This window comes from Acidovorax sp. SUPP2539, from assembly GCF_030158975.1.
Classification (GTDB): Bacteria; Pseudomonadota; Gammaproteobacteria; order Burkholderiales; family Burkholderiaceae_C; genus Paracidovorax.
This window is the reverse complement of sequence record NZ_BQXJ01000001.1, coordinates 757,776-778,544: the sequence shown is the minus strand read 5'-3', so window position 1 is coordinate 778,544 and position 20,769 is coordinate 757,776. Positions and strand designations below refer to the sequence as shown.

Sequence of the window (20,769 nt, the reverse complement as noted above, 5' to 3'; positions counted from 1 at the left end):
ATGGGCCACGGTGGTTCCGCTCCCTCGCGCCCGGTGCTGCTGGCGTGCGCCGCGCCTGCCGTGGCGTTCTTCGCGGCGTTCTGGCTGCTGCCCGTCGCCCTGCTGCTGGCCCTGCCGGCGGCCAAGGGCTGGGAGACCTACTTCGCGGTGCTGACCCATGCGCGCTATCTGCAGAGCCTGCTGCAGACGCTGGGACTGTCGCTCGCCGTCACGCTGGCCACGCTGGTGCTGGGTGCGCTGGTGGGCATCACGCTCGCGCGCCAGCGCTTTCATGGCCGTGCGCTGCTGCTGTCGCTGCTGACGCTGCCGCTGTCGTTCCCCGGCGTGATCGTGGGCTTTTTCATGATCCTGCTGGGCGGGCGGCAGGGGCTGGTGGCCGACCTGTCGGAGGCGCTGGGCGCCGGCCGCACCACGTTCGCCTATGGGCTCACCGGCCTGTTGCTGGCGTATCTGTATTTCTCGCTGCCGCGGGCCATCGCCACCTACACGGCGGCGGCCGGCAGCATGGATGCGCAGCTGGAAGAAGCGGCCCGCTCCCTTGGCGCCTCGCGCTGGCGCGTGGCACGCGATGTGTGGATACCCGAACTGGCGGCCACGACGCTGGCCTGCGGCGCGATCGTCTTCGCCACGGCCATGGGCGCGTTCGGCACGGCGTTCACGCTGTCGGCCAAGTTCGAGGTGCTGCCCATCACCATCTACAACGAGTTCACCAACTATGCCAACTTCGCGCTGGCGGCCAGCCTGTCGATCACGCTCGGGCTGATCACCTGGATGGTGCTGTGGGTGTCGCGCCGCGTGTCCGGCACCACCGCTTTCTGAAGGAGCCGAAACCATGCGAAACGCAAGACAGGCCCCGGCGCTGCTGATGGCGCTGACCGCCCTGGTCGCGCTGTTCATGATCGCGCCCATCGCCCTCTCGGTGGTGGCCGGGCTGGTCAACAACTACAGCGTGGGCCTGAAAAGCGGGCTCACGCTGCGCTGGCTGGGCGAGGTGTGGGAGAACTACGGCGGCACGGTGGGCTGGTCCCTGGTGCTGGCGCTGCTGTGCGTGCTGGGCAACCTGTTGCTGGGCGTGCCCTGCGCCTATGCCCTGGCGCGCAGCCGCTCGCGCTGGGCCCGGCTGTTCGAAGAACTGCTCACCCTGCCCGTCGCCGTGCCGGGCCTGGCCAGCGCGCTGGCGCTCATCCTCGCCTACGGGCAGCTTTCGGGCTTCCGCCAGAGCTTCGCCTTCATCCTGGTGGGGCACATGGTGTTCACGCTGCCCTTCATGGTGCGCACCGTGGGATCGGCATTCCAAAAGAACGAACTGCGCTCGCTCGAAGAGGCCGCGCGCTCGCTGGGCGCCAGCTTCGCGCAGCGCTTTCTGGGCGTGCTGGTGCCGGCCGTGCTGCCGGCCATCGTGGCGGGCAGCCTGATGGTGTTCACGCTCTCGGTGGGCGAATTCAATCTCACCTGGATGCTGCACACCCCGCTCACCCGCACGCTGCCCGTGGGGCTGGCCGACAGCTATGCATCGATGCGCATCGAGATCGGCTCGGCCTACACGCTGGTCTTTCTGATCGTCATTCTTCCCGTGCTGTGGGGCCTGCAGGCCATCGGCACCTTCATCGAGAAACACCATGGAACTTGAACGCACGCGCGTGGACGTGGTCCAGTGCGCCAAAACCTATGCCGACGGCACCCGCGGCCTGCAGCCCACCGACCTGACCGTGGAGCCCGGCGAGGTGATGGCGCTGCTCGGACCGTCGGGCTGCGGCAAGACCACGCTGCTGCGCCTGATCGCCGGGCTGGAGGCCCCCGATGCGGGCAGCCGCATCGCTTTCGGGAGCACCGACGTGACCCGCATGCCGATCGAGCAGCGCGGCGTGGGCATGGTGTTCCAGCACTACGCGCTCTTTCCGCAAATGACGGTGCAGGCCAACATCGGCTATGGCCTCAAGATCCGCGGCGTGGCCGAAAGCGAGCGCCGCCGCACCGTGGGCGAACTCGTCGATCTGGTGCGCCTGGGCGGCCTGGAGAAAAAACGCCCGGCCGAACTCTCCGGCGGCCAGCGCCAGCGGGTGGCCCTGGCCCGCGCCGTGGCCGCGCGGCCGCGCGTTCTGCTGCTGGACGAGCCACTCACCGCGCTGGATGCCAAGCTCAAGGAATCGCTGCGCGACGAACTGGCCGACCTGCTGCGCCGCCTGCACATCACGGCGATCCACGTCACCCACGACCAGCAGGAAGCCCTGGCCATTGCCGACCGCCTGGCCGTGATGCATGCCGGCCGCATCGTGCAGGTGGGCGACGGCGAGGCGCTCTACCGCGCGCCCAGCCACCCGTTCGTGGCCACGTTCCTGGGCCGGGTGAACCGCATCGTGCCGGCCGTGGACCCCAGCGCAGCGCGGGGACTGCCGCACCTCACGGCGCTGCAGGTCTGCGACGCCCTTTCGGCTTCGGCCGACGCTCTGCTTGTGCGCCCCGAGGACGTCGAGGTGGGCCCGACCCTGCCCGACTGGGGCAGCGCCGCCGTGACGCGCCGCAGTTTCCTGGGCGACCGCGTGCAGCTCACGCTGGCCGTTTCGGGGCATGCGCCCCTGCTGGCCGATGTGCACCGCGACCATCCCGCGCGCGAAGGCGAGCGGGTAGGCTTTCGGATCGCCACGCACCGCCTGCTGTCCGTCACTGAAAGCCTCAGCGCATGACCCGCATGAACACCACCACCCTGCTCCTGCAGCTCTCCGACCTGCACATCCGCGAGCCCGGCCGGCTGGCCTATGGCCGGCTTGACACTGCCCCCTACCTGCGCCAGGCCGTGGACACGGTGCTGCGCATGCCGCAGCGCCCGGATGCCGTCGTGGTCACCGGCGACCTGACCGACTTCGGCCGGCCGGCGGAATACGACCACCTGCGCGAACTGCTGGCGCCGCTCGGGGCCATGCCGCTCTACCTGCTGCCCGGCAACCACGACGACCGCGAGCAACTGCGCGCCAGCTTTCCCGAGCACGCCTACCTGGGCGAAGAAGGCTTCGTGCAATACAGCGTGCCAGTGGGTGGGCTGCAGCTCATCGCGCTCGATACTGTGGTGCCCGGCGCCAGCGAAGGCGGCCTGTGCGAAGCACGGCTCGACTGGCTGGAGCGCCAACTGGAAGCGCACCGCGGCAGGCCCGTGGTGATCGCCATGCACCACCCGCCGTTTCGCACGCTCATCGGCCACATGGACGCCATCGGCCTACTGGCAGGCGCCGAAGCGCTGGAGGCCATCGTGGCGCGGCACGCCAACGTGGAGCGGGTGGTCTGCGGCCACCTGCACCGCGCCATCCAGGTGCGCTTCGGCGGGACGCTGGCAGCGACCGTGCCATCGCCCGCGCACCAGGTGTGCCTGGACCTGGCGCCCGACGCCGCCTCGGCCTGGACGCTGGAGCCGCCCGGCTTCGCGGTGCATGCGCTGCCGCAGGGCGGGCGGCTCGTGAGCCACCTGGCAGCCAGCGGGCGGTACGAGGGGCCCTACCCGTTCCACGACGGGGGACGGCTCATCGATTAGAGCGGGCGCCTCAGAAGGTGTAATGACCCAGATCCAGCGCTTCCTGGGCTTCGCGCCGGCGGCGCTCACGCGTGGCTTCGATCTCATGCAGGGGCGTCGGCATGCGGAAAAAGAGCGATTCGGGAATGCCTTTTTCCCTAAGGTGTTGCTTCAGTTCTTTCATCCGGCCGCTCAGGTCGTCAAGCGCCCGGTCGATCCTGGCAGCGTCGGCCGGGCTGAATTGGTCTCGGCTTGCTTGCAGCCTCTCCAACTGTTCGATTTTATTTCTTAGCGCCAAGCCGTTTTCCTGATCCGAAGCCGCTCCGCTGGGCCTGAAATCCAGTCCGATCCCTTCCGCAGACAAGGAACGGGCAGGGGGCTGCATGCCGGAAATCTCGGCCTGCGGCGACGGCCCGGACAGGGCTGGCGGAGTATCGATACCTGTCGCTGTGGTCACATGCGTAGACGCTGCAGCGTCCACTTCGGTTTCCAGCTCCACGTCCGAATCCGAGCCCGGATCTGAGTCCGAGTCCGAAACAAACTCTGCCGACGCGTCGAGAAAGTCCGTATCGGAGTCGGAGTCCGAATCAGCGCCAGCCTCGGAGACGGCATTGAGCAACGCCTGCATGCCATGCGCCGCAGCCTCAGCCGCCACCTCGGCCTTCTGGAATACCGCTTCCAGGTTCACCGATACCGCCTGTACCCAGTTTTTATAACGCTCCGGCTCCGCGCTCCCGTCCACGCCATTCATCTGCTTGCGCATTTCCGACTGAAAGCGGAGCGCGTCGGCTTTGAGGTCTGCCATGCCCAGCAGACGATTGATCCGGATCTGCATCGCTGCCGGGCTTTCGCTCACCGATTTTCCTGGATCGCCCACATACCATTCCATCTTCAGAATCGCTCCGGCTGCGACGTCGCGCCATTGGGCGGTGTCTTCCACGGGGGGAGGGCCTGAGCGGCCTGGAGAGGCAACGGCCTTGGCCTTGCCGGCGCGCGCCTCGGCAAGCTCCGCAGCACGGGTCGCCGAGGCTGACGCAGCGGTGCCGGACACGGCCGGTCCCCGGTGAAGCACCCCGGCTGGTCGGGAAAGTTTCGGCGGAGGGGGGCGGCGGGTGGGCGGCGGCCCCGAATCCTCGGGTTTGGTTTGCAGGGTTAGCGCCCTGCCCTGCAGCCCCAGTGTTGCCGCGGACATGGAACTCGACCTGCGTTGCGGTGCAACCTCCTGGATGCGCTCCTCAACGGAGCGGGCAACGCGCGGCGGCGAGGTGATTTCTGTGAGCTGGACCATGGCTTCTCCCTTGAATGCTTGAGTGGAAGGGCCGAGGGTAGGAACGGGCCTTACCCGCCGCTCCGCATCACCCGAAGCCCTTGCCCGGCACGCGAAACCCGGACCACCCCGTGCCACCCAGGCCACCCGGCACAGCGGTCCGACCCGCCCAGGCCCGTGGTTGCTGGCCGGCTGCTATGGATTCAGGAGTATGCTGTCACTCCCGGAACGGCAGGCAGGCCAGGAGCCCTGAGCACCGCCCCCGGGTGAAGCATCCGATCCCTTTCATGAAGCACCTGTTGAATCTGCTGGCCGCCGTGGCACTGCTGGTCTGGGGCACCCACCTGGTGCGCACGGGCGTGCTGCGTGTGTTCGGCGCCAACCTGCGCACCGTGCTCGCCCGCAGCATGGGCAACCGCTTCACGGCAGCGCTGTCGGGCATCGGCGTGACGGCCCTGGTGCAGTCCAGCACAGCCACTTCGCTCATGACCTCGTCGTTCGTGGGCCAGGGGCTCATCACCCTGCCCGCCGCGCTGGCGGTGATGCGCGGGGCCGACGTGGGCACGGCCCTCATGTCGGTGCTGTTCTCCACCGACCTGTCGTGGCTGTCCCCCCTCTTCATCTTCGTGGGTGTGGTGCTGTTCATCACCCGCCAGTCCAGCTCGGCCGGGCGCGTGGGGCGCGTGCTCATCGGGCTGGGGCTGATGCTGCTGGCGCTCGAAATGGTGGTGCAGGCCAGCGGCCCCATGCTGGCCTCGCCAATCATCAAGGCCATGCTCGGCTCGCTCAACAGCGACATCGTGATGGAGATCGTCATGGGCGCGGTGCTGGCCGTGATCGCGTACTCCAGCTTGGCCATCGTGCTGCTCATCTCGGCTATGGCGGCGTCGCACGTGGTGCCGCTGGACGTGGCCCTGGGCCTGGTGCTGGGTGCCAACCTGGGCAGCGGCCTGCTGGCCGTGCTGACCACGGCCAAGTCGGCCGTGGAGGTGCGGCAGGTGACCGTGGGCAACCTGGTCTTCAAATTGATGGGCGTGGCGCTGGTGGCCCCCTTCGCGGGGCTTTGGCTGCGCTACGTACAGCCCCACATGCCGGGCACGGCACAGGGGGTGGTGCTGTTCCATCTGGGCTTCAACGTGGTCATCAGCCTGGGGTTCATCGCGTTCACGCAATGGGTGGCCACCTGGGTGACCCGGCTGCTGCCCAAGCCCGTGGGCGCGCAGAGCCTGCGGCCGCACCACCTGGACCCTTCGGCCCTGTCCACCCCGTCGCTGGCCATTTCCTGCGCCGCCCGCGAGGCGCTGCACCAGGCCGATGTGGTCGAGACCATGCTGCTGGGCGTGCTCGATGTGATCAAGAAGAACGACGTGCAACTGGCCGAACGCCTGCGCAAGATGGACGACGAGGTGGACGAGCTGTATTCGTCCATCAAGTACTACCTGACCAAGATTTCCCGCGAGGCGCTGGGCGAGGACGAAAGCCGGCGCTGGACCGACATCATCAGCTTCACCATCAACATGGAGCAGATCGGCGACATCATCGAACGCGTGCTGCTGGACATCGAAGACAAGAAGATCAAAAAGGGCCGCCAGTTCTCCGACGCCGGCATGGCCGAGATCACGGAGCTGCACGAGCGCCTGATCAACAACCTGCGCCTGGGAATGAGCGTGTTCCTCAACGGCACGGTGCGCGACGCGCAGAAGCTGCTCGAAGAAAAAGCGCGCTTTCGCGACCTGGAGCGCGCCTACGCCGCCACCCACCTGGTGCGCCTGGCGGACAAGACGGTGCAGAGCATGGAAACCAGCTCGCTTCACATCGACCTGATCAGCGAACTCAAGCGCATCAACTCGCACATCTGCTCGATTGCCTATCCCATCCTGGATTCAGCCGGTGCCTTGGCGCCCAGCCGCCTGCGCTCGGCCTCCGGCGCGGCGCAGGACGCCACGATCGGAAAATGACGGGCTCGCCGCCCACGCATGTGCCCCTTGCGATTGCCGCGCCATTGCTGCAGCCAGACCCCTTGCCGAGAGCCCCGCCTGTGACCTCCCCTGCCCTGCCCGACCGCGCCCTCGAACCCGACGTCGTCATTTACTACAACCCGGAATGCGGCACCTCGCGCAACGTGCTGGCGATGATCCGTGCGAGCGGCATCGAGCCGCATGTGGTCGAGTACCTGAAGACCCCGCCTTCGCGTGCCATGCTGGCATGGCTGGTCACGCGGGCAGGCGTGCCGGCGCGCGACATGCTGCGCGAGAAGCACCCGCTGCATGCGGAACTGGGACTCGCCGATCCGGCCCTGGACGATCCCCGGCTGCTCGATGCCATGGCCGCCCACCCCGCACTCATCAACCGCCCCATCGTGGTATCGCCGCGGGGCGTGCGCCTGTGCCGGCCCGCCGAACGGGTGGCGGATCTTCTGCCCGCCCGCTAGCGAAGCGGTGGGCCCGGCGCTCGCCCGTGCGCCCATCGGATGGGGTCAGTCCATCTGCTCGACGATCAGGGTCGCGCCCGCCCCGCCGTCCAAGGTCACCGAGCCCAACATCCCATAGAACTGGGCCTGCAAGGTGGAGCCCGCGATCAGCGTCACGATGGTCTCGCCGAGATACCGGTTCGTCGACGTGCTGGGCACCTCGGTCAAGGCGGGATAGGAGGCGCCATTGATCAGCACCCGGGCGCTCGCCAGGGTGGAGGCGGTGGTGCGCATGGCGTATTTCACGCGGTAGCGGCCCGTGGTGGGCACCGTGAAGACGTCGCTGGAACCATTGGCGAGAAAGCCACCGCCGAGGTTCTGCGCCTGCGGCATCGGCACATTGGTGCCCCCCAGCAGAACGGCGATGGTGGAGCCGGCCGTGTTGTGCGCAGCCATCGACACCGCACTCACTGCCCCGCCAGTGCCCGCAGGGCCGGTGGCCCCGGTCGCACCCGCCGTGCCGGTGGCGCCCGCCGCACCGGTCAGGCCCGTGGCCCCCATCACGCCCTGAAGGCCTTGCGGGCCCGCCGGACCGGTGGCGCCGGCCAATCCGATGGGCCCCGTCGCGCCGGTCGCGCCCGATGACCCGGTTGCGCCGGTCGCCCCCTGAGCGCCCGTGGCGCCCGTAGCACCTGTCGCTCCGCCAGGCCCGGCCGGACCGGTCGCGCCGGTGGGCCCCGCCAAGGCCGAAGCAGCGGCCGGGGAACAATTCCCCAGGCGGCCCGAAGCGCCGTCGAAACATGCCAGTTGGCCCTGCTGCGGCGAGGCAGGCAGTGCAGGCAACAGGACCGCGCCATCGGACTGCACCCGAAGGCGCTCATCGGTGCCGCCACTGCTGCGCACGCTGAAGCCGCCGCCAGGGGGCAGCGTGATGCTGACATCGGCGGCATTCGCCGCGGCGAAATGCAGAGAAGCTGTACAGGCGATCAACGCCGCGATGGCATGGCGGCGATGCCGCGGGCAAGAAGAAATCGTGTGCATGGCGCAACCCGTTCTGATTTTTTGAGAAACGACTTCTTTGCCGGATGCCCCTTCCCGAACCGGGGGACAGGACGTACAACGACGCTCGGGTCGCGGCAAAGACTCGGGGCCGCTGTCCGGAAAACGGCTGCGTTTTCCGCTCCTGGTGCATGGCTCGACGCCTGCAGCACCTCTCACCCCTCTTACGAAATTTAACAGGCAAATCCGCCCTGTGCCAAGGCACCCGCATGGCTTTTTTTTCCGATTTCCACGGGGCACAGCGCCACGGCTGAGCGATGTGAGGGGAGCCTCAGCCCAGGTGTCACGCAACGTGACAAAGGACCCTGCGCACGGCCCCATGCTCCCTCGGCCTACAGGGCGGCGGGACCGCCCAAGGCACTCTGGGCGCTCTTATCTGCATCAGGAGATCTCATGGAAATTCACATCAACACGGGCAATGGCATGGACAACCGCGAGAGCCTGGAACGCTGGGCGGACGCGGAGATCCGCAAGAATCTGTCGCGGTTCAACGAAGGCGTGCGGCGCGTCGAGGTGCACCTGTCGGACGTCAACCATGACCGGGGCGGCGCGGACGACAAGCGCTGCGTGATCGAAGCGCTGGTGCCCCAGCATGCGCCCGTCGTTGCCACCCACAACGCACCCACGGTGGACGAAGCCTTCCGCGGCGCCGAAGCCAAGTTGCAGCGCGCGCTGGACAGCGCCCTCGGCAAGCTCAAGGACCAGCGCGATCGCACCTCGATCCGCACGCAGCCAGAATTGCTGCAGCCTTGATCGAGCACAGTCGGCGCTCGCCGACCGCCCGGGCCAGCCCTGCCAGGGCCTGCCCGGCCTGTATTTCCGTCCCAGGAGACACGATGAACACCCCCAAGCACCCCCACGGCGATGACGAGCCGGAAATCACCCAGGAAGACAGCGTGCCGGTGGACGACACAGACCCCGATGGCGAAGCCATGATGAAGGAGGTCCGCAACGACCGCCTGAAGGTGCCGCCCGGCGAAGAAAAGGAATGAGGCCGGTGCCCGCCACCCGGGCCCGCCCGCGCGGCGATGGGCGCCGCAGCGCGTTCAATTGCGGTAACGGTCCTGCCAACGGCGGTCCACGCCGTCCATGAACGCGCACAAGTCCTGCACCTCTCCCGGCGGGCAAATGGCGGCATGCTGCAAGGCCTTGTCGAGGAAGGCGATGCGCTTGAGCTCGATCGATGCGCTTTGCATCAGCGGGCCGGAGTGCCGCGCATCGGCTTGCGGCCAGCGCGCGACCCGGTGCGCATCGTGGCGCTGCACCAGCGTCTGTCCCTTGCGGTTCAAGGGATCCGATGGGTTCATCGGGCTCCGGGCCAGATAGGCCAGCACCTCGTTGCGGGACTGGGCGTGCTTCATGAATGGCAGACCGACCCAGGCCGCTGCGTCCAGGGCATAGTGCCCCAACAGGCCGGTCCGCGGCCCCTGCGGAGGCACGGCAGGGTCGGCTAACGCAAGGTGCCGGTCTTGCGCAACGGCGCTTGCACCGCGCTTGCCGGCGTCCCGCCGCAGCCGCGAGGAAGAATCGGCATCGGATCCTGAATCCGAAGATGCCACGCCGTCACCATCGCTTTCTCTGCCGAAGCTGTCGTCGTCGCTGGAGTATTCGGCCGGCTGCAGCAACTCGGCCTCGACGGGCACCGCAGCGAACGGCAGCGGCGCGCCGCGCAGGCGCTGGTCATGCAGGGCATCCACGGAAGCGTCCTGGTGGCACTTCAGGGCCATCGACAGCGCAAAGATCCTGCAGGAGCGCAGGCTCTTCTGGGCTGGCACGTCCAGCAGCACCAGAGGCCAATCGTCCGGCAGGTGCAGATGGCTCGCCATCTCGGCGGCCGTGATGAGCGGCTCGGCGTTCCCCGCCAAGGACGGGCTCAGGTGCACGATCGAGCCACGGCGGCCGGGCTGACCCGGCAACCCGTCGATCCGCACGTCCAGCGCAAGGTTGTGGGCCGAGTTGTCCAGGACGACCCGCCAGCGCCCCGGCGGCGCAGCCTTCAGGAACTGCGTCCACTCCGCGGAGCCGAAGCCCTCGTTGTCGGGGAGCACGCCCCGGTCGTCGGGCTCGTTGACGTGCGCATAGACCAGGCGCAGTCGCGGGTCCTCCGCATTGAGCGCGGCCACCACCGCCGGCATGGCCAGCTTGTCCAGCTTGCGGATGGCATCGGGCTCGTCGTCCGGGCTGGCACCTTCCCCGTGCAGGCCGGCAACCACCCCACGCAGTTCGCTCAACCAATCGACCACCTGCCGCCGCTGCACGGCCGCCGCATCGCCCTCTGGCAGGGCGACACGGGGAGCCGCGGGGAGGGGCAACCCCATGGGCAGGCACAGGGCGCCAGGCAGGACCGAGGGAGTGGGCGCGCCGGGGCGATCGGGCGCGGGCGCCAGCAAGCGGGCGGGCTCGATGCCCAGGCGCGACAGCGCGGGCGCATTGTTCAGCAACGGCGCATCCGCATGGGCCCTTGCCCAGCGCCACAGCGCAGCGCGGGCGGGCGTCATCGGCAGCGCAGGCCCGGAACGCCGCGGCGGCAGAGGCGGACCGGCCTGCCCTGGCAGGGACGAGGGACCGGTCAGGCGCGGTCGTTGCGCGGGGCGTTGATCCGCGGAAGTCGCGGCTTCCTGCGCAGTGGCGGGACGGGGCCGGCGGGACGACGAAGGAACAGAAGGAACGGGGCGGGGCATGGGGTCGGCGGAGGAGGGACGCCCTCCGGCCATCGGCGGGCACAAGGCAAGATGGCACGCCCCGGGCGCCATCGCGCCCACCCGCGCGAACCGGCTGCGCGCCGAGCGAAGCGGGGGGTGCGCCGTCTCTGCCAGCCACCCGGCCCCGCAACGCCTTCCATCAGCCCCCTTCCGTCGCCCCTACGGAACCCGCGGCGTCTCGGCCGCGCGGGCCGCTGCCGCATGGGCAGCGATGCGATCCGCGGGGGCGAGGCCCTCGGGCCGGCGGGCATAGCGCTGGGCGAGCACGGCGCACACCATGAGCTGCAACTGGTGGAACACCATCAGCGGCAGTACGATGGCCCCCACCGCGTGCGAGGCGAACAGCACCTTGGCCATGGGCACGCCGCTGGCCAGGCTTTTCTTGGAGCCGCAGAACACCACCGTGATCTCGTCCTCTTTCGAAAACCCGAACCGCCGGCTGATCCAGGTCGTGGCCGCCAGGGCGATGGCCAGAATCACCGCGCACACGACCAGCAGCCCGGCCAGCGCCGGCAGCGGAATCTGCCGCCACAGCCCCTCGATCACGGCCGCGCTGAAGGCCGTATAGACCACCAGCAGGATCGAGCCCTGGTCCACGAACTTGAGCACCGCGGCACGGCGCTGCACGAAGCCGCTGATCCACGGACGCAGCAGATGGCCCGACAGGAAGGGAACGAACAATTGCAGCGTGATGCGCCCGATGCTGGCCAGCAGATCGTGTGTGCCCCCACCCGCTGCGCCGCCCGCGCCATGCGCCATGGGAACGCCCGGCAGCAGCCAGCCCACCAGCAGCGGCGTGATCACGATGCCCAGCAGCGTCGAGCCCGAGGCCGCGCACACGGCGGCAGGCATGTTGCCGCGCGCCATGGCGGTGAAGGCGATGGCCGACTGCACGGTCGCCGGCAGTACGCACAGGAAGAGCACGCCCAGGTACAGCTCGGGCGTGACCAGCGGCTGCAGCACCGGCCGCAGGGCCCAGCCGATCAGCGGAAAGAGCACGAAGGTGGAGGCCACCACCACGAGGTGCAGGCGCCAGTGCGACAGGCCGGCCACGATGGCCTCCCGCGACAGCTTGGCGCCGTGCAGGAAGAACAGCAGCGCCACCGCGGCCAGCGTGGCCTGCTCGAAGCCCTGGGCCACCCGCCCCGAGGCGGGCAGCAGACTGGCCAGCGCCACGGTGGCGAGCAGCGCGAGGGTGAAATTGTCGGGAAGGAAGCGGGAGCGGGCCATGGAACACTGAACCTTTGCAATCGGATGGCCGCCATTAGGCCCGGCGCGCGATCCAAAGAGAAATGGATTTATCTGATGGTTTTATGATTGGAAATCATGAATGTCACGCTGCGCCAGCTCCATGTCTTTCGCGCGGTCGCCGCCACACGCCATTTCAGCCGCGCGGGCGAGCAGATCGGCCTCACACAACCCGCGGTGAGCCGCTGCATCACCGAACTGGAGGCGCAACTGGGCCTGCAGCTGCTCAACCGCACCACGCGTGAGGTCGAGCTGACCGAGGCGGGCCGCAGCCTCGCCGCCCGCCTGGAGCGCGTGCTGGAAGACCTGGACGCGGTGCTGCTGGACGTGCGCGGCATGGCATCCGAACGGCGGGGCCGGGTGCGCGTGGCCAGCAGCCCCACGCTTTCAGCCCACCTGATGCCCGACTGCATCGCCCGCTGCCAGCGCGAGATTCCGGGCCTGCAGATCGTGCTGCTGGACCGCATCCAGAACGACGTGCTGGCGAGCGTGCTGTCGGGCGAGGTGGATTTCGGCGTGGTGATCGATCCCGGCGACCGCGAGTCGCTCACCTGCGAGGCCATCCTCACCGAGCCCTTTTGCGTGGCCTGCCCGCCCAGCCATCCCCTGGCGCGCCGGCGCAGCGTGCGCTGGACCGATCTGGCGGGCGAGCCGCTGGTTTTGCTCGACCATGCCTCGGGCAGCCGCCGCCTCATCGACCAGGCGTTTTCCGCCCAGGGCGTGGCCGCCACCGTGGCGCAGGAAGTCGGCCACCCGACCACGATCTTCCGCATGCTGGCCGCGGGCCTGGGCATCACCGTGGTGCCCACCCTGGCCTTGCCGCCAGAGGGCCTGCCCGGGGTGGCCGTGCGCCCGCTGCGCCCGCGCGTAGACCGCGAAATCGTGCTCGTCCACCGCCGCAACCGGGCGCTGGCGCCGGTGGCCCAGGCCGCGTGGGACTTGGTGCGGACGGTGGCCCGGGAGCGGCAGACAAGAAGTCCGACCCGTGCAGAGCCAAGGCACTCGACCGAAGCGACGTCATAAGACTTGCATCGCCAAGCCTTCGAAACCCGCTCTCAGCGGCTTGCGCCAGCGCCCTAACGCTGAGGCGCCGGCCCAGCGTTGTAATCGCGGTTCTGGATCGGCCCGCTGCGTCCAAGAACACGACCGCTCGGTGGCGCGGCAGCGTCGGCAGACGCACTGCTTTGGGCGTGCGCGCCAGGGTTCACCCTGTGCTGATAAAACTCCTTCGCAGCGGGCGTGTCGAACATCATGGTTTGCATGTCGGGGTCGAAAGATTCCTGACGCGTGAAGCTAGAGGACGGAGAAGGCACAGAGGCTGGCGGTTTTTCCGTTTTCGGTTTGGGCGTGTAGCTGCCTTGTGCATAGACACCGCCCTGCGCGGCCGCTTGCGCCATCAACTGTTGGTGCCGCTGCTCCTTGACGCTGAGTGGGCGGCCCGAAGACGACTCCCCACCGATCCGCGTGCGGGGGCGAGCGCCCTGCTCAGACGCAGCGGCTCCCGATTGGGCACGAGAAGAAGGCATTCCGGGTGGAGCGGCATGCGAATGGCGCGATGTCTTTCCTGAAGAGCTTCCGGAGGACTTTGTGTCCCCCTCTTTGGGCTGTGCTTGCGCATCGGATGACTTGCGCCCGATGCCTAATTTGCTGAGGCCGAACATGGAGTGCTTCCCTCGGGTGAGAACATGGGTTCACTTTAGTCCCGCAGTCTGCCCGCGCAGCCCATGATGCGAAGCAAGATTTCAATGAACGCAGCGCTCCGGGATCACCAGCCGTAGAACCCCGCCAGCACCAGCGCCGCCTCCGGCGTGAACTCGCCCCGCGCCAGCCGCGCATGCACCTCGGCGGCGGGCAGCAGTTCGAACCGCTCCACCTCGCCGTCCTGGTTCTCTGGCACCAGGCCCTCGGGCACGGTGGCGTGGAACCAGTCGATGCGCTCGACCATGTAGCCCACGCCTTCGCCGTCGCTGCTGGGCCGGGCGAACTCCACGTGGCCGCCGTGCGCCACGGCGTGCAGCGCGCCGATGCGCAGGCCCGCCTCTTCCCAGGTTTCCCGCTCCAGGGCGGTGTCCAGCGTGTCGGCGGCGCTCACCATGCCGCCCATGAGCGTGTCCCATCGGCCGGGGTGGGTGGGTTTGTCGAAGGCGCGCTGCTGCACCCACGCGCGACCGTCGGGCGCACTGGCCACCAGGTGCACGGCCTGGGTGGCGAGCCCCAAGGGGCGCACCGCGCCGCGCTCCACGGTGCCGATGCGCTCGCCGGCGGCGTTGCGCACGGCGAGTTGCTCGTCGCGCCAGGCCCCGCAGCGGCCGGCCTGGCGCAGCGCCTGCGCCAGGGCCGCCAGGGCGGCAGTCACGTCGCCGGCCGGGGCATCGAGGTGCCATGCAGCTGCACCGAGATGCTCCTTTTTTGATAGCAACCAGGGCAATGAATCCCCCGGCGTGAGGGCGATTTCATCCAGAACGCCCTCGGCGACCGAGCCCACGGCATGCCCGGCCACCAGGAACGGCAGGCGCGGCGCGGCGGGGGGCTGCTGCGCCTGGCGGCGCGCGGCAGGCACCCAGCCCGGCACGGGCTGCCCGCTCATTCGAGGGTGAGGATGGTGCAGCCCGTGGTCTTGCGGGCCTCCAGGTCGCGGTGCGCCTGCTGCACGTCGCGCAGGGGGTAGCGCTGCTCGATGTGGATCTTGACCGCGCCGCTTTGCACTACCGCGAACAGGTCGTCCGCCATGGCCTGCGTGGCCTCGCGCGTGGCGATGTGGGTGAAGAGCGTCTGCCGCGTGACGTACAGCGAACCCTTGGCGCCCAGCAGGCCGGGCGGGAACGCCGGCGCCGGGCCCGAGGCATTGCCGAAGGTGGCCATGAGGCCGAAGGGACGCAGGCAGTCGAGCGATTTCTCCCAGGTGTCCTTGCCCACGGAGTCGTACACCACCTTCACGCCCTTGCCGCCGGTGATGTCCTTCACGCGCGCGGCGAAGTCCTCGGTGCGGTAGTTGATGGCGTGGGCCGCGCCGTTGGCGAGCGCGAGGCGGCATTTTTCGTCGCTGCCGGCCGTGCCGATGAGCTGCAGGCCCAGGGCCTTGGCCCACTGGCAGACGATCAGGCCCACGCCGCCGGCGGCCGCGTGAAAGAGCACGTGGTCGCCGGGCTGCAGGCCCTCGGCGGGCAGGGTCTTCTTGAGCAGGTACTGCGCCGTGAGGCCCTTGAGCATCATGGCCGCGCCGGTCTCGAAGCTTATGGCGTCGGGGAGCTTGCAGACGGTCTTGGCGGGCATCACGCGCACTTCGGAGTAGCTGCCGGGCGGGTTGCTGGCGTAGGCCGCGCGGTCGCCGGCCTTCAGGTGCGTGACGCCCTCGCCCACAGCTTCGACGATGCCCGCGCCCTCCATGCCGATGGTCGCCGGCATAGGCAGCGGGTACAGGCCCGTGCGGTGGTACACGTCGATGAAGTTCAGGCCCACCGCATGGTGGCGGATGCGGATCTCGCCCGGGCCGGGGTCGCCGACGGCCACATCGACGACATGGAGTTCTTCGGGGCCGCCATGCTGGCGGATCTGGACGGCAAGGCTCATGGGGAACACTCCTGCAAGCTGAGAAGGGGGAAGGAACGAGAGAACGAAAAGCGGGCGACCGGCTGACGGAAAGCGGGTGAATCCTGCCATGTTTTGCCGCGGCCTGCCGGGGCGAGGCGCTACAGTCCTCGCCCATGACGCAACGACTCACCCCGGGCACGATCGCCCTGCTGGCCACCGCGCCGCTGCTGTGGGCCGGCAACGCGGTGGTTGGCCGGCTGGTCCACACGCTGGTGCCGCCCGTCACGCTGAACTTCATGCGCTGGGCGCTGGCGTTCCTGGTGCTGCTGCCGCTGGCGTTCCGCGTGCTGGGGCCGCAAAGCCCGCTGTGGCCGCACTGGCGGCGCTATGCGGCGCTCGGGCTGCTGGGCATCGGCTGCTACAACGCGCTGCAGTACATGGCGCTGCAGACCTCCACGCCGCTGAACGTGACGCTCGTGGGCTCCAGCCTGCCGCTGTGGATGCTGACGGTGGGCGCGCTGTGCTTCGGCGCGCCCGTGCGGCGCCCGCAGCTGATCGGCGCGGTGCTGTCCATGGCCGGGGTGCTGCTGGTGCTGAGCCGGGGCGAGTGGGGCCAGCTGCTTGCGCTGCGCCTGGTGCCCGGCGATCTGTTCATGGTGCTGGCGACGATCTCCTGGGCGTTCTACAGCTGGCTGCTGTCGCGCACGCACGAGCCGGCCACGGTGCGCTCGGATTGGGCGGCGTTCCTGATGGCGCAGATGGTGTTCGGCCTGGCCTGGTCGGGCGCCTTCGCCAGCGGCGAATGGGCCCTGGGCCACACGCACATCGAATGGGGCTGGCCGCTGGCCGCGGCGCTGGCCTTCATCGCGCTCGGGCCGGCCATCCTGGCCTACCGGTGCTGGGGCGTGGGCGTGCAGCGCGCGGGCCCGGCGGTGGCGGGGTTCTTCATCAACCTCACGCCGCTCTTCGCCGCCGTGATGTCGGCGATGTTCCTGGGCGAGACGCCGCGCCCCTACCACGCGGCGGCGTTCCTGCTGATCGTGGGCGGCATCGTCGCCTCGTCCCGGCCCCACAAGGTCTGAACGGCCCTCTGAGGCAAAACGGCCTCCAGCACAATCGATACTAGGGCATGTTGCTATTAAAAATATAGTAAACCGGCAGTCCGCCTGCGGGCCGGGTCGCTGACGCGGCCGGACCGAAGCACAGGCGCCGCCGGGTCAGGGCGGTTCAGAGCGGCCCGGGCAGGGGCGCGCTCGGCGCGGCGGTGCCGGCAAAGCGCTCCACCAGCTCCTCGACCGGCAGGGGGCGTGCGAAGAGGTAGCCCTGGTACAGGTCGCAGCCGTGCAGCGCCAGGAAGTCCTTTTGCTCGGCGGTCTCCACGCCTTCGGCGATCACCTGCAGCTCCAGGTTGCGCGCCATGCCGATGATGGTCTGCACGATCACGTCGTCGGTGGGGCGCACGCCCAGGTTGCGCACGAACGACTGGTCGATCTTGAGCTGGTGCAGCGGCAGCCGCGTGAGGTAGGCCAGCGACGAATAGCCAGTGCCGAAATCGTCCACCGAGAACCGCACGCCCTTGGTGCGCAGCAGGTGCATCTTGGCGACCGAGTCTTCCACGTTGTCCAGCACCAGCGACTCGGTCAGTTCCAGCTCCAGCAGGTGCGGGCGGATGCCGGTCTCCTGGATCACCTCGACCACGCCCGCCACGAAGTCGGGGTGGCGGAACTGCCGTGCGCTCACGTTCACCGACACGTGCACGTTGCGCAGGCGCGGATCGCGCTGCCATTCGGCCAACTGCTCGCAGGCCGTGCGCAGCACCCACATGCCGATGGGCACGATCAGCTCGCTCTCCTCGGCCACCGCGATGAAGTGGCCGGGGGCCACCAGGCCGCGCTCGGGGTGCTGCCAGCGCAGCAGCGCCTCCACGCCCACCATGGTGCCGGGCAAGGTGAACTGCGGCTGGTAGTGCAGCACGAACTGGCCCTGCTGGATGGCGACCTGCAGGTCCACTTCGAGCTGCGCGCGCTGGGTGATGACCACCTGCATCTGCGGATCGAAGAAGCACAGGCCGTGGCCGCGCCGGGCCTTGACCTGGTACATGGCGATGTCGGCCTGCTTGAGCAGCTCGGCCGCCGACTGCCGCGAGTCGCCGAACACGGTGGCGCCGATGCTGCAATTGCTGTGGTGCGTCTGCGCCCGCAACTGGTAGGGCTTGCTCAGCGCCAGCAGGATCTTCTCGCCGATGCGCCGCGCCAGCGTGGCGGCCTCCTGCGGATCGCGCGCCAGATCGCACAGCATGACCACGAACTCGTCGCCGCCCAGCCGCGCCACGGTGTCGGTGGTGCGCACGCAATCCTTCAGGCGTACCGCCACCTGCTGCAGCAGCAGGTCGCCCACTTCGTGGCCCTGCGTGTCGTTGAGGGTCTTGAAATGGTCCAGGTCGAGGAACAGCAGCGCCCCCAGCTCGCGCGAGCGCGCCGCTGTGGCGGCGGCCTGGTTGAGCCGGTCCAGCAGCAGGCGCCGGTTGGGCAGGCCGGTCAGCAGGTCGTAGAAGGCGAGGTTCTCGATCTCGGCGCTGGCCAGGCGCAGGTCGGTCACGTCGTGGTAGGAGATCATCAGGCCGCCCTCGGGCGTGGCGCGCTCGGTGATCTGGATGAAGTGGCCGTTGGGCAGCATCTGTTCGTGCGTGCCCTGCGGGTGGCGCTGCAGCGCCAGGCGCTGGTCGACCCATTCGCGGCGCTGCCGCTCACTGGCCTCGGGCAGGTGGTGCAGCACCGTCGCCTCCAGCAGCGCGCGGAACGGCAGGCCATTGGTCATCACGCCGCGCAGCCAGGGAAACATGTCCTCGAAGCGGCGGTTCCATTGCAGCACTTCCAGGTCGCGGCCCAGCAGCACGAAGCCGGTGACCATGGAGCCCAGCGCCTGGTCGAGCGTGGACTTGGAGCTGGCCAGCGCCATGCGCGCGCGGTTCATGCGCGTGAGGTAGGCGATGGTGAACAGGCCCGCCACGGCCACGGTCACGCCGAAGAACAAGGCCACGAGCACGATGGCCGTGCGCTCGCTGCGCCAGGCCGACAGCGCCGCCGCTTCGGGCAGGCTGGCCGAGATCCAGAAATCCGGGTACAGGATGGGCCGCGCCACCACCAGCGACGACACGCCGGTGATGCGCGCGCCCTGGCCCCAGGCGCTGATGGGCACGCCGACCTCGCTCAGCGGATGCACCCGCGCACGGTGGCGCGCATCGCCCCGGCCCGAGAACCCCAGCAGCATCTGCCCCTGCCCGCGCTCCAGCGTGACCTCCAGCCCGGAAATGTCCACCGCCTGCGTGAGCACCGACACCAGCATGCTGGTGGGCACCTGGGCCACGGCGATCAAACGCTCGCCGTTCAGGGCGCGCACGTGGCGGGCCACGTACAGCACGCGCTCGGAACTGGCGAAGCTGATGGTCGGCACGCTGATCGCCAGCGTGGGCACGGGCTGGCCCATGACTTCTTCGAAGAAGCCCGAGGGCAGTTCCATCCCCACGCGCCCGCCGGCCGTGTCCGAGGAGGCGACCACCTTGCGCTGCCCGTCCAGCAGGGCCACGTAGCGCACCATGAGGTTCTGGCGCGCGGCCGCGCGCAGCAGCTGGCTCACCGCGCCGGGATCGCGGGATTCGTGCACCTGCTCGCGCATCGCCATCAGGTCGGCGGTGCTGGCCAGCAGCACATCCAGGCCGAGCAGCGACCGGTTGACCGCAGCCTCGGCGCCGGTGGCAAAGCGCGTGACCTGCGCCTCGCTCTCGGCCAGGGCGGCATGCCGCGTGCTCCACACCAGCCATGCGGCCGCCCCGGCCAGGGCCAGCAGAAACACGGCCACGACACTGCCGACGGCGATGCGGATGCGCCTGGAAATGGACAGCATCACGGGGCCCGGGGGGCGGTGATGCCGCGCGCAGGGCCGACGGTGCGGTTCCAGAGATCCACGCAGGCGGGGCCGCAGCGCCGCTGCCAGTTCGCCAGCACGGTGGTGCGCAGGATCTCCACGCGCCGCGCATCGTCGGCCGCCGACACCGGCACCACCACCATGGCCCCCTTGGCGCCCTTCACGCAGGTGGGCCGGCCCGTGTTGCACGCGAGCCCCTCGGTCGTCTCGCGCTCGGCATCGGCCCAGATGGCGGCCTCCAGGCGGGGCACCTCGCGCTGCAGCAGGGTGCGCAGGTCAGGGGGCAGCGAGTTCCACACATCGCGGTTGGCCCCGAAGATCGACAGGCCCCAGGTGAGCGGCATGGGGTAGACGTACTGGGTCACCTCGTACAGCCCCATGGTGTTGCCCGACATGGTGCCGGTCACGGCGCATTCGCTGTCGCCGGCCTTGAGGCTGGCCACCATCTGGCCGAAGCCCGTGTGCACCGGAATGCCGCCCACCGCGCTGATGAAGTCCGCCTGCGAGGCCGAGGCCACGCGGATGCGCCGGCCGGACAGGTCGGCCAGGCCCGTCATGGCGTTCTTGCAGAAGATCACCTGGGCCGGATAGACGTAGATGGCCAGCATCTCCATGTTGCGCTCCTGGCGCAGCGACGCCTGGAGATAGGGGCGAAACGCGGCGACCGTGGTGCGCAGGCTGGCGATGTCGGGACTGAGGCCCGGCAGATCGGGCGCCGTGTACTGCGGGTACTGCGCGGTCAGGGAGCTCATCAGCACGGTGCCGAAGGGCACCACGCCCAGTTCGACCAGGCGCAGCATCTCCATGCCCGGCACGCCCGCGCGGTCGAACGGCACGATGGTGGACGAGAACCGGCCATTGCTGAGCCGGGCGAGCTCCTGCGTCCAGAACGGCGCCTCGCGCTGCGTGTACTGCGACAGGGCGCCCAGGCTGCCGACCACGCGCAGCATGAACGGCGCGGGGGTGGGGGCCGGTGCCGATGCGCCCGGTCCGCCGGCGCTGGCGGCCGGGGGGCTCTGGGCGTGCCCTGCCAAGGAAGCGAAGCAGAGCCAGGCCAGAGCCAGTCGGCACAGTGCGCGGGTCAGGAAAAGGTGTTGCATGAAGGAACGCCGTGGTTCTTGTTGCC

Annotated in this window: 19 protein-coding genes; 10 read left to right on the top strand and 9 right to left on the bottom strand. The window is 69.3% G+C overall.

The window, feature by feature from the left end; all coding sequences use genetic code 11:
• From AVTE2539_RS03480 to AVTE2539_RS03460, 4 genes are read left to right on the top strand one after another with little or no spacing between them, the layout of a single operon-like run.
• Entirely contained in the window at window positions 1–819 is an 819-nt protein-coding gene (locus tag AVTE2539_RS03480) for an ABC transporter permease (protein ID WP_284408371.1), read from the top strand.
• Window positions 820–832: 13 nt separating this feature from the next.
• Complete coding sequence (locus AVTE2539_RS03475; protein WP_284408370.1) at window positions 833–1,630, top strand: ABC transporter permease; 798 nt, start codon at window positions 833–835, stop codon at window positions 1,628–1,630.
• The gene (locus AVTE2539_RS26290; protein WP_349817196.1) at window positions 1,620–2,684 is read left to right on the top strand and encodes an ABC transporter ATP-binding protein; all 1,065 of its coding nucleotides are present in this window, start codon (window positions 1,620–1,622) and stop codon (window positions 2,682–2,684) included. The genes AVTE2539_RS03475 and AVTE2539_RS26290 overlap by 11 nt, the downstream gene beginning before the upstream one ends.
• Complete coding sequence (locus AVTE2539_RS03460) at window positions 2,681–3,523, top strand: phosphodiesterase (protein ID WP_284408369.1); 843 nt, start codon at window positions 2,681–2,683, stop codon at window positions 3,521–3,523. Before AVTE2539_RS26290 ends, AVTE2539_RS03460 begins: the two co-directional genes overlap by 4 nt.
• 10 nt (window positions 3,524–3,533) lie before the next feature.
• On the opposite strand, the gene AVTE2539_RS03455 is transcribed toward AVTE2539_RS03460, so the two are convergent.
• Window positions 3,534–4,790, bottom strand: a complete 1,257-nt coding sequence (locus AVTE2539_RS03455) for a hypothetical protein (protein WP_284408368.1) — start codon at window positions 4,788–4,790, stop codon at window positions 3,534–3,536.
• A 266-nt stretch (window positions 4,791–5,056) separates the two neighbouring features.
• Between AVTE2539_RS03455 and AVTE2539_RS03450 the strand changes: the two genes are divergently transcribed.
• Window positions 5,057–6,727, top strand: a complete 1,671-nt coding sequence (locus AVTE2539_RS03450) for a Na/Pi cotransporter family protein (RefSeq protein WP_284408367.1) — start codon at window positions 5,057–5,059, stop codon at window positions 6,725–6,727.
• 80 nt (window positions 6,728–6,807) lie between these two features.
• Window positions 6,808–7,200: an arsenate reductase (glutaredoxin) gene (gene arsC, locus AVTE2539_RS03445; RefSeq protein WP_349817195.1), complete on the top strand. Its 393-nt coding sequence runs from the start codon at window positions 6,808–6,810 to the stop codon at window positions 7,198–7,200.
• Window positions 7,201–7,245: 45 nt separating this feature from the next.
• Here arsC and AVTE2539_RS03440 read toward each other — a convergent pair whose 3' ends face one another.
• The gene (locus AVTE2539_RS03440; RefSeq protein ID WP_284408366.1) at window positions 7,246–8,220 is read right to left on the bottom strand and encodes a BclA C-terminal domain-containing protein; all 975 of its coding nucleotides are present in this window, start codon (window positions 8,218–8,220) and stop codon (window positions 7,246–7,248) included.
• Window positions 8,221–8,631: 411 nt separating this feature from the next.
• Here AVTE2539_RS03440 and AVTE2539_RS03435 point away from each other — a divergent pair, with 411 nt between their 5' ends.
• Both AVTE2539_RS03435 and AVTE2539_RS03430 read left to right on the top strand, forming a co-directional pair.
• On the top strand, window positions 8,632–8,991 hold the full coding sequence (locus tag AVTE2539_RS03435; protein ID WP_284395245.1) for an HPF/RaiA family ribosome-associated protein: 360 nt from the start codon (window positions 8,632–8,634) through the stop codon (window positions 8,989–8,991).
• An 83-nt stretch (window positions 8,992–9,074) separates the two neighbouring features.
• A complete protein-coding gene (locus tag AVTE2539_RS03430) occupies window positions 9,075–9,230 on the top strand; it encodes a hypothetical protein (RefSeq protein WP_284407664.1) in 156 nt (51 codons plus the stop codon).
• 54 nt (window positions 9,231–9,284) lie between these two features.
• Here AVTE2539_RS03430 and AVTE2539_RS03425 read toward each other — a convergent pair whose 3' ends face one another.
• Together AVTE2539_RS03425 and AVTE2539_RS03420 are read right to left on the bottom strand one after the other, a co-directional pair.
• Window positions 9,285–10,736: a YopJ family acetyltransferase gene (locus tag AVTE2539_RS03425; protein WP_284408365.1), complete on the bottom strand. Its 1,452-nt coding sequence runs from the start codon at window positions 10,734–10,736 to the stop codon at window positions 9,285–9,287.
• A gap of 363 nt (window positions 10,737–11,099) precedes the next feature.
• Window positions 11,100–12,170 carry a bile acid:sodium symporter family protein gene (locus AVTE2539_RS03420; RefSeq protein WP_284408364.1) on the bottom strand — a complete coding sequence of 357 codons (1,071 nt, stop codon included), beginning with the start codon at window positions 12,168–12,170 and terminating at the stop codon, window positions 11,100–11,102.
• A gap of 96 nt (window positions 12,171–12,266) precedes the next feature.
• Between AVTE2539_RS03420 and AVTE2539_RS03415 the strand changes: the two genes are divergently transcribed.
• The gene (locus tag AVTE2539_RS03415; RefSeq protein WP_284408363.1) at window positions 12,267–13,211 is read left to right on the top strand and encodes a LysR family transcriptional regulator; all 945 of its coding nucleotides are present in this window, start codon (window positions 12,267–12,269) and stop codon (window positions 13,209–13,211) included.
• A gap of 53 nt (window positions 13,212–13,264) precedes the next feature.
• On the opposite strand, the gene AVTE2539_RS03410 is transcribed toward AVTE2539_RS03415, so the two are convergent.
• From AVTE2539_RS03410 to AVTE2539_RS03400, 3 genes are all read right to left on the bottom strand, one after another.
• Window positions 13,265–13,849 carry a hypothetical protein gene (locus tag AVTE2539_RS03410; RefSeq protein ID WP_284408362.1) on the bottom strand — a complete coding sequence of 195 codons (585 nt, stop codon included), beginning with the start codon at window positions 13,847–13,849 and terminating at the stop codon, window positions 13,265–13,267.
• A 104-nt stretch (window positions 13,850–13,953) separates the two neighbouring features.
• A complete protein-coding gene (locus tag AVTE2539_RS03405) occupies window positions 13,954–14,775 on the bottom strand; it encodes an NUDIX hydrolase (RefSeq protein WP_284408361.1) in 822 nt (273 codons plus the stop codon).
• Window positions 14,772–15,758: a quinone oxidoreductase family protein gene (locus AVTE2539_RS03400; RefSeq protein ID WP_284408360.1), complete on the bottom strand. Its 987-nt coding sequence runs from the start codon at window positions 15,756–15,758 to the stop codon at window positions 14,772–14,774. Before AVTE2539_RS03400 ends, AVTE2539_RS03405 begins: the two co-directional genes overlap by 4 nt.
• Window positions 15,759–15,892: 134 nt before the next feature.
• On the opposite strand from AVTE2539_RS03400, the gene AVTE2539_RS03395 reads away from it, so the two are divergent.
• Window positions 15,893–16,801 (top strand): DMT family transporter, encoded by a 909-nt coding sequence (locus tag AVTE2539_RS03395; protein ID WP_284408359.1) that lies wholly within the window; start codon window positions 15,893–15,895, stop codon window positions 16,799–16,801.
• A 145-nt stretch (window positions 16,802–16,946) separates the two neighbouring features.
• Here the strand turns inward: AVTE2539_RS03395 and AVTE2539_RS03390 are convergent, their stop codons facing one another.
• Both AVTE2539_RS03390 and AVTE2539_RS03385 read right to left on the bottom strand, forming a co-directional pair.
• The gene (locus tag AVTE2539_RS03390) at window positions 16,947–19,622 is read right to left on the bottom strand and encodes a bifunctional diguanylate cyclase/phosphodiesterase (RefSeq protein ID WP_284409409.1); all 2,676 of its coding nucleotides are present in this window, start codon (window positions 19,620–19,622) and stop codon (window positions 16,947–16,949) included.
• Window positions 19,622–20,743 carry a TRAP transporter substrate-binding protein gene (locus AVTE2539_RS03385; protein ID WP_502868855.1) on the bottom strand — a complete coding sequence of 374 codons (1,122 nt, stop codon included), beginning with the start codon at window positions 20,741–20,743 and terminating at the stop codon, window positions 19,622–19,624. Before AVTE2539_RS03385 ends, AVTE2539_RS03390 begins: the two co-directional genes overlap by 1 nt.
• Window positions 20,744–20,769 lie beyond the last annotated feature (26 nt).

Excerpts from the sequence above, each read along its gene's own strand:
- AVTE2539_RS03405 (WP_284408361.1), bottom strand. The coding sequence starts at position 14,775 with ATGAGCGGGCAGCCCGTGCCGGGCTGGGTGCCTGCCGCGCGCCGCCAG.
- AVTE2539_RS03455 (WP_284408368.1), bottom strand. The coding sequence starts at position 4,790 with ATGGTCCAGCTCACAGAAATCACCTCGCCGCCGCGCGTTGCCCGCTCC.
- AVTE2539_RS03395 (WP_284408359.1), top strand. The coding sequence starts at position 15,893 with ATGACGCAACGACTCACCCCGGGCACGATCGCCCTGCTGGCCACCGCG.
- AVTE2539_RS03385 (WP_502868855.1), bottom strand. The coding sequence starts at position 20,743 with ATGCAACACCTTTTCCTGACCCGCGCACTGTGCCGACTGGCTCTGGCC.
- AVTE2539_RS03450 (WP_284408367.1), top strand. The coding sequence starts at position 5,057 with ATGAAGCACCTGTTGAATCTGCTGGCCGCCGTGGCACTGCTGGTCTGG.
- AVTE2539_RS03415 (WP_284408363.1), top strand. The coding sequence starts at position 12,267 with ATGAATGTCACGCTGCGCCAGCTCCATGTCTTTCGCGCGGTCGCCGCC.
- AVTE2539_RS03410 (WP_284408362.1), bottom strand. The coding sequence starts at position 13,849 with ATGTTCGGCCTCAGCAAATTAGGCATCGGGCGCAAGTCATCCGATGCG.
- AVTE2539_RS03400 (WP_284408360.1), bottom strand. The coding sequence starts at position 15,758 with ATGAGCCTTGCCGTCCAGATCCGCCAGCATGGCGGCCCCGAAGAACTC.
- AVTE2539_RS03430 (WP_284407664.1), top strand. The coding sequence starts at position 9,075 with ATGAACACCCCCAAGCACCCCCACGGCGATGACGAGCCGGAAATCACC.
- AVTE2539_RS03460 (WP_284408369.1), top strand. The coding sequence starts at position 2,681 with ATGACCCGCATGAACACCACCACCCTGCTCCTGCAGCTCTCCGACCTG.
- AVTE2539_RS03440 (WP_284408366.1), bottom strand. The coding sequence starts at position 8,220 with ATGCACACGATTTCTTCTTGCCCGCGGCATCGCCGCCATGCCATCGCG.
- AVTE2539_RS03475 (WP_284408370.1), top strand. The coding sequence starts at position 833 with ATGCGAAACGCAAGACAGGCCCCGGCGCTGCTGATGGCGCTGACCGCC.
- AVTE2539_RS03480 (WP_284408371.1), top strand. The coding sequence starts at position 1 with ATGGGCCACGGTGGTTCCGCTCCCTCGCGCCCGGTGCTGCTGGCGTGC.
- AVTE2539_RS03390 (WP_284409409.1), bottom strand. The coding sequence starts at position 19,622 with ATGCTGTCCATTTCCAGGCGCATCCGCATCGCCGTCGGCAGTGTCGTG.
- AVTE2539_RS03420 (WP_284408364.1), bottom strand. The coding sequence starts at position 12,170 with ATGGCCCGCTCCCGCTTCCTTCCCGACAATTTCACCCTCGCGCTGCTC.
- AVTE2539_RS03435 (WP_284395245.1), top strand. The coding sequence starts at position 8,632 with ATGGAAATTCACATCAACACGGGCAATGGCATGGACAACCGCGAGAGC.
- AVTE2539_RS03425 (WP_284408365.1), bottom strand. The coding sequence starts at position 10,736 with ATGACGCCCGCCCGCGCTGCGCTGTGGCGCTGGGCAAGGGCCCATGCG.
- AVTE2539_RS26290 (WP_349817196.1), top strand. The coding sequence starts at position 1,620 with ATGGAACTTGAACGCACGCGCGTGGACGTGGTCCAGTGCGCCAAAACC.